This window comes from Actinomycetota bacterium (assembly GCA_030774015.1).
In the GTDB taxonomy this organism is placed as follows: domain Bacteria; phylum Actinomycetota; class UBA4738; order UBA4738; family JACQTL01; genus JALYLZ01.
Window position 1 is genome coordinate 1 of sequence record JALYLZ010000071.1, and the last position, 7298, is coordinate 7298.

Annotated in this window: 4 protein-coding genes; 1 reads left to right on the forward strand and 3 read right to left on the reverse strand. The window is 72.1% G+C overall.

All coding sequences use genetic code 11. From position 1 onward, the window contains the following. Together M3Q23_07275 and acnA are read right to left on the reverse strand one after the other, a co-directional pair. The coding region (locus tag M3Q23_07275; protein MDP9341895.1) for a serine/threonine protein kinase at nt 1-229 on the reverse strand (229 nt) is incomplete at its 3' end. Between the two features lie 73 nt (nt 230-302). Further along, complete coding sequence (acnA, locus tag M3Q23_07280; protein ID MDP9341896.1) at nt 303-2945, reverse strand: aconitate hydratase AcnA; 2643 nt, start codon at nt 2943-2945, stop codon at nt 303-305. A 344-nt stretch (nt 2946-3289) separates the two neighbouring features. Here acnA and M3Q23_07285 point away from each other — a divergent pair, with 344 nt between their 5' ends. Beyond that, a complete protein-coding gene (locus tag M3Q23_07285; GenBank protein ID MDP9341897.1) occupies nt 3290-5995 on the forward strand; it encodes a GNAT family N-acetyltransferase in 2706 nt (901 codons plus the stop codon). Nucleotides 5996-6084: 89 nt separating this feature from the next. On the opposite strand, the gene M3Q23_07290 is transcribed toward M3Q23_07285, so the two are convergent. Continuing rightward, complete coding sequence (locus M3Q23_07290; GenBank protein ID MDP9341898.1) at nt 6085-6948, reverse strand: universal stress protein; 864 nt, start codon at nt 6946-6948, stop codon at nt 6085-6087. Nucleotides 6949-7298: the final 350 nt, after the last annotated feature.

A 7298-nucleotide genomic window follows, 5' to 3' on the forward strand; every position in this document is an offset into this window, starting at 1 on the left:
CGGAGACCACGCCGGGGTGGTTCAGCCTGGCCGCGGCCTGGGCCTCCCTCCGGAACCGGGCCACGAAGGCCTCGTCCCGGGCGTACTGGGGCCCCAGGACCTTGATGGCCACGGTGCGCCCGAGCACGGTGTCGGTGCCCCGGTACACCTGGGCCATGCCGCCCTCCCCGAGGAGGTCCTCCAACTGATAGCGGTCGGACAGGAGCGTGCCAGCAAGGCTTCCGGTCATCATCTATGGGGATGCATACCCACGTTGGGCCAAGTCATTGCCGGCTCCCGAAACCCCACCGCGGCCAACGAGTTCAGCGCCCCGCGACGCCGCCCAGCATCTGCCGGAGGACCGTCCGCAGGATCCCGCCGTTCCGGTAGTACTCGATCTCCGTGCGCCCGTCGATCCGGACCACACACCGGAACGCCACCCTGGAACCGTCCTCCCGTTGGGCCACGACCTCGACCTCCTGTCTCGGTTCCAGGCCGCCGGACAGCTCCCGGACGTCGAAGGACTCCCGCCCGGTTAGGCCGAGGGTCTCGGCGTTCTCCCCCGCCCGGTACTGAAGCGGCAGGATGCCCATGCCCACCAGGTTGCTGCGGTGGATGCGCTCGAAGCTCTCCGCGATCGCCGCGCGAACCCCTAGCAGCGACGGGCCCTTGGCGGCCCAGTCGCGCGAGCTGCCGGAGCCGTACTCCTTCCCCGCCAGCACGATCAGGGGCACGCCCTCGGACCGGTACCGCTCGGCGGCGTCGTACACCGTCATCACGTCTCCGGAGGGGAAATGCGTGGTCCACGGCCCTTCCGTCTCCGGAGCGACCTGGTTGCGCAGCCGGACGTTGGCGAAGGTCCCCCGCACCATCACCTCGTGGTTCCCGCGCCGTGAGCCGTAGCTGTTGAACTCCGGCGGGGCCACCCCGTGCTCCTGGAGCCACCGCCCGGCCGGCGAGTCGGCCTTGATCGACCCCGCCGGGGAGATGTGGTCGGTGGTGATGGAATCGCCCAGCTTCTCCAGCACCCTGGCCCCGACGACGTCCTGGGGCTCGCCCACGGGCTCGTCGAGCCCGTCGAAGAACGGAGGCTCCCGCACGTACGTCGACGAGGGGTCCCACTCGTACATGGGCCCGCTGGGCGAGGAGAGGGCCGCCCAGTGCTCGTCGCCCTGGAAGATCCGGCCGTACTGGTCCTCGAACTGCTCCGGGCCGATGGCGGAAGCGGTGGCCTCGAGGACCTCCTCCGCCGTGGGCCACAGGTCGCGCATGTACACCGGCTGGCCCTCGGGGGTGTTTCCCAGCGGGTCGGAGGCCAGGTCGACCGTGACCGAGCCGGCCAGGGCGTAGGCCACCACCAGCGGCGGCGACGCCAGGTAGCTCGCCCGGACCTGCGGATGGATCCGGCCCTCGAAGTTCCGGTTCCCGGACAGCACGGCGGCCACGACCAGCTCTCGATCGTCGACCTCCCGGGCGATGTCTTCCGGCAGCGGCCCGGAGTTCCCGATGCAGGTGGTGCACCCGTACCCCACCAGCTCGAACCCCAGCTTGTCGAGGTAGGGCTGGAGGCCCGAGCGGTCCAGGTAGTCGGTGACCACACGGGAGCCCGGCGCCAGGCTGGTCTTCACCCATGGCTTCACCTGGAGGCCCGCCTCGACGGCCCGCTTCGCCATCAGCCCCGCGGCCACCATCACCGATGGGTTCGACGTGTTCGTGCAGCTGGTGATGGCCGCGATGACCACCGAGCCGTGGTCCAGACGGTCGCCGGACGGCTCCTCCGACCCGACGGCCTCCCCGAACACGCCGGTGAACGACTCCCACACCCGGGGCAGCGACACCCGGTCCTGGGGACGCTTGGGGCCGGCCACGCTGGGCTCGACCTTCGACAGGTCCAGCTCGAGCACCTCCGAGAACCGTGGGTCCGGGTCGTCGTCCGTTCGGAACAGGCCCTGCTCCTTGGTGTACCGCTCGACCAGGTCCACCACGTCGCCGCGGCCGGTCCGCTCGAGGTACCAGATGGTCTGGTGGTCCACCGGGAACAGCGCCGCCGTGGCACCGTACTCCGGGCACATGTTCGACATCGTGGCCCGGTCCTCCACGGTCAGGGTGGACAAGCCCGCCCCGAAGAACTCCACGAACTTCCCCACGACGCCGTGGGTCCGGAGCATCTCGGTCAGGGTCAGCACCAGGTCGGTCGCGGTGGTTCCCGCGGGCAGCGCGCCGGTCATCCGAACCCCCACCACCACGGGTTGGGGCATGAACAGGGACTGGCCCAGCATGCATCCCTCCGCCTCGATGCCGCCCACGCCCCACCCCAGCACGCCAAGGCCGTTGATCATCGTGGTGTGGGAATCGGTCCCCACCAGGGTGTCCGGGAAGGCCAGGCCGTCCTGCACCCGCACCACCCGCCCGAGGTGCTCCAGGTTCACCTGGTGGCAGATGCCCATGCCCGGCGGCACCACCCGGAAGCCGGCGAAGGCCTGCTCGGCCCACCGCAGGAACGCGTAGCGCTCCTGGTTCCGGCGGTACTCCCATTCCACGTTGGCCCCGAAGGCGTCGGAGCGGCCGAACACGTCGACCTGCACGGAGTGGTCGATCACGAGGTCCACGGGGACCAGCGGGTTCACCCGGCCGGCGTCGCCTCCGGCGCGGGCCATGGCCGAGCGCATGGCGGCCAGGTCGACCACCGCGGGGACGCCGGTGAAGTCCTGCATCAGGATCCGCGCCGGCATGAAGGCGACGTCGGCGTGGGACGACTCCGGCCACCGGGCCAGGGCCAGCACGTCGTCCCGGCTCACGCCGGGGCTCCCCTCCCGGCGAAGCAGGTTCTCTGCCAAGACCTTGACGGTGTGCGGCAGGCGGGCCAGGTCGACCCCGGCCTCGGCGGCCAGGGGGTCCAGGCGGAAGAGCTGAAGCGGGCCGTTCGCGGTGTCGAGCCGGGCTTTGGGTCGGTCGTGTGCGCTCATGCGGACAGTCTCCCACCGCGGCCGGACACGCGGAGGCTGAGCCCGATTTGACCAGAAGGTTCAGACTGGACATGGAGGTGATGCGTTCATGCGCAAGGGTCTGTTCCTGATGTTCGCGCTGGTCTCTGTGGTCGGTCTGATCGTGTGGATCAGGTCGAAGTCGAGCCCCGCGTAGCGACTCACCACTCGGATCTGCACAGCCGGCACCGGCCCTCGCGGCCGGTGCTCGCGTTTCATGCGCCTCTGGGATCGGCGCTGGGACGACGGCCACGGGAGGCCTTCTACCCATGCCGGAGGTCCGCCGTCGGGCTGACTGGCTCCTCCCGGGGCCTAAGCTGCACCAAGTGAACGTCGAGTACCCGGCCCACCGGGAGGCTGACGTCGCGCTGCGCGACGGGTCCACGGTCCACGTCCGGCCGGCTCGGGGCGAGGACCACGACGCCATGCTCGAGTTCCTGCGGGAGCTGTCGCCCGACTCCCGGATGCTGCGCTTCTTCACCGGGTCGGCCAACCTGGAGTGGGCGGCCGAGCGGATGACGGAGGTCGACTATCGCGACCGGGTCAGCCTGGTCGCGACCGCCGGTGCCGGCGACCGCATCGTGGCGCACGCCACCTACATCAAGACCGCGCCGGAGCGGGCGGAGGTCGCGTTCGCAATCGCCGACGCGCTCCAGGGCCGCGGCCTGGGGACCATCCTGCTGGGCCAGCTCGCGGAGATGGCCGAGGAGAACGGGATCCGCGTCTTCGAGGCGCAGGTCCTGCCGAACAACCGGCGGATGATCGACGTGTTCCGCGAGAGCGGCTTCCCGGTGAGCATGCGCTCGGAGCCGGGCACCGTGATCGTGGAGTTCCCCGCGTCGCTCACCGAGGAGGCGCTGGAGCGCTTCGATCGGCGGGAGCAGACCGCGGCCGCCGCAGCGATGGAGCGCTTCTTCCGGCCCCGCTCCGTCGCCGTGATCGGGGCGTCCCGGAACCGGGGCGGCATCGCCGGCGAGGTCTTCCACAACCTGCTGGAGTACGGGTTCAACGGGCCCGTGTACCCGGTCAACCCGAAGGCCGGCGTGGTGCAGTCGGTCCCGGCCTACCCGTCGGTGATCGACGTGCCGGGGCCCGTCGACCTCGCCGTGGTGGTGGTCCCCGCTCCGGCCGTGGTCGAGGTGGCCAGGGAGTGCGCCGCGAAGGGAGTCGGGGCCCTGGTGGTGATCTCCTCGGGCTTCGCCGAGGTCGGCGAGGAGGGACGGGCCCTCCAGCGCGACCTGGTCGCGGTGTGCCGGTCCTCGGGGATGCGGCTGATCGGGCCGAACTGCATGGGGATCGTGAACACCGACCCGGACGTCCGCCTGAACGCGACGTTCGCTCCCGACGCTCCCATGCCTGGACGGGTCGGGTTCCTTTCCCAGAGCGGCGCCCTGGGCCTCGCCGTGATCGACCGGGCCAGCGCGCTCGGACTCGGCCTGTCTTCGTTCGTGTCCGTCGGGAACAAGGCCGACATCTCCGGCAACGACCTCATCAACTACTGGGAGGCCGACGAGGGGACCGATCTCGTCCTGCTGTACCTGGAGTCCTTCGGGAACCCGCGGAAGTTCTCCCGGATCACCCGGCGGGTGGGCAAGCGGAAGCCCATCGTGGCCGTGAAGAGCGGGCGGTCGCAGGCCGGGGCCCGGGCCACCACCTCGCACACCGGCGCGCTCATCGCGGCCTCGGACGTGACCGTCGACGCGCTGTTTCGCCAGGCCGGCGTGATCCGGACCGACTCGCTGGCGGAGATGTTCGACGTGGCCTCGCTGCTGGCCAACCAGCCTCCGGCCGCCGGGAGGCGGGTGGGGATCATCACGAACGCCGGAGGGCCGGGGATCCTGTGCGCGGACGCCTGCGAGGGCCACGGGCTGGAGGTCCCCCCGCTGCCGGAGGAGGTCCAGCGCGAGCTGGCCGGGTTCCTCCCCCCGGAAGCCGCGCTGTGGAACCCCGTGGACATGATCGCGTCCGCGACGGACGCGGACTACCGGCGGACCATCGAGGTCGTGGCGAACCGGGGCGGCGTGGACGCGCTCATCGTGATCTTCATCCCGCCCCTGGTGACGAGGGCCTCGGACGTCGGCGCCGCCGTGCGGGCGGCCGTGGTGGACCTGGGCGGGACCCTCCCCGTGCTGTCGGTGTTCATGTCGTCGGCGGGACCGCCGGCCGAGCTGGCCGGGGAGGGAGCTCGGATCCCGGCATTCGCGTTCCCGGAGGAGGCCGCGGCGGCGCTGGCCAGGGCGGTCGACTACGGAAGATGGAAGTCCGAACCCGAGGGGGCCGTCCCTGCGTTCCCCGAGGTCCTTCGGGAGGAAGCGGCCGCCGCCATCGCCACCGCCCTGGCCCGGGACCCGGGGTGGCTCCCGCCGGACGAGGTCGCCTCATTGCTGTCGTGCTACGGGCTGCCCCTCGCCGAGTGGCGCCTCGCCGACAGCGCGGCCGCAGCCGGGCGGGCGGCCCGGGAACTCGGCGGCCCGGTGGCCCTGAAGGCCGTCGCGCCGACGCTGGTGCACAAGACCGAGGCGCGAGGGGTGCGACTGTCGCTGAGGGGCCCCACCCGCGTCACCGCGGCCGCCCGCGAAATGGCCGAGGAGGTGGGAGCTGCCGGCCACCGCGTGGAGCGGTTCCTGGTCCAGCGGATGGTCGAGGGTGGCGTGGAGATGCTGGTGGGGATGGTCCACGACCCGGTGTTCGGGCCGGTGGTGGCGTGCGGCGCCGGCGGCGTGGCGGTGGAGCTGACAAGGGACGTGGCGGTGCGGATCACCCCGCTCACCGACCTCGACGCAGGGTCGATGGTCCGGTCGCTGGCCACGTTTCCTCTCCTGGACGGATACCGGGGAGCGCCGAAGGCCGACGTGGCGGCCCTCGAGGACATCCTGCTGCGGGTCTCCGCGCTGGTGGAGAACCACCCGGAGGTGGCGGAGATGGACTGCAACCCCGTCAAGGTCCTGACCGAGGGCGCGGTGATCGTGGACGCCCGGGTCCGCATCGAGGTCCCCGTGCCCCGGCCGCCGCTCGGGGCCCGCCGGACCTGAGCGGCGCCGGCCGCCGGGGCCGTCGTGCGTGGTGCTCGAGGCGGCCCTGCCAGGAACCGAACCGGCCGCGTGGCCGGCTCCGATCGCCGTCAGCGGCGAGCCGAGAGCTTCCTGGTCACCAGCACCGAGCACCCGGCGTGCCGGGCCACCCATTCGCTCACGCTTCCCAGGAGCACCCGGGACAGCCCGTGGAGACCACGTGACCCCAACGCGACGAGATCGACGCCCTCCGACCTGGCCGTTTCGGCGATGACCGGGGCCGGCCGGCCCAGGGCCATCTCCCGCGCCGGGTCCAGGCCCATCCGCTCGGCCACCTCGACGGCCGGGGACAGCGGCTCGAACCCGGAGGGCTCGCCCACCGCGGTCCACCCGACGCCGTAGCCCGAGATCACCGGGACCACGTGAAGGAGCCGGAAGGACGCCTCGGCCTGGGCGGCCAGCGCCGCGCCGGTCCGGACGGCCTCCATCGAGCAGTCGGACCCGTCCACGGCGCACAGCACCCGGCCCGGGAACGTCATGCCCAGGGACTCCTCGGGGGCTCGGGACACCAGCACGGAGGCATGTGCGTTCCGGACCACGTGGACGGCCACCCCACCCAGCAGGTGGGGCTTCTCGAACAAGCCGGCGTCGGCGCCTACGCAGACGAGGTCGGCCCACCGCTCCTGCGCGTGGTGAACGAGCATGATGGCGGGGTCACCGACCAGCACCCGGAGCGTGGCCTCCACGTCCTCCTTGTCGGCGATGCGGCCCGCCTCCTCCAGCGCGTGGTCGGCGTAGGCCGTCGGTGCGCTGGGGTCGCGGAACGGGCCGGGCGGACGTGACTGGTCGAAGACGTACACGACCTCGAGCTCCGCCCCCGTGAGCGACGCCAGCCGGGCGGCCTGGCGCACGGCTTCCTCCGCCCGGAGGGACCCGTCGGTTCCCGCGAGGATCCGTTCGAATGCGCTGCCCATCTCTGGTCGTCCACCTCGATCGTGAGCCTGGCGACCTCGCTCAGCGTTCATCACTGCCTCCCTTCTCCACTCCACGGTAGGGACGCGTACCGGAAAGGACAGGGGCCGAAGGGACCTCCCGGCGCGGGCCGTTGGCCCCCACCGAGCGGGAAGGTCCCGTCGGGGCCGGGACGATGGGCCTGGGGTGGCAGCGTCCGGACGCGGGACACTGTGGGCGAGACGGGATGGGAACCCGTCCCCGCAACGGCTCCCGGGCCATCGCGCCCTCCGCCGTCCGCCGTCCGCCGTCCGCCGTCCGGGATGATCCACCGGCCCGGGGCCCTCCCCGGATGACCGCCCGGCATCACCGC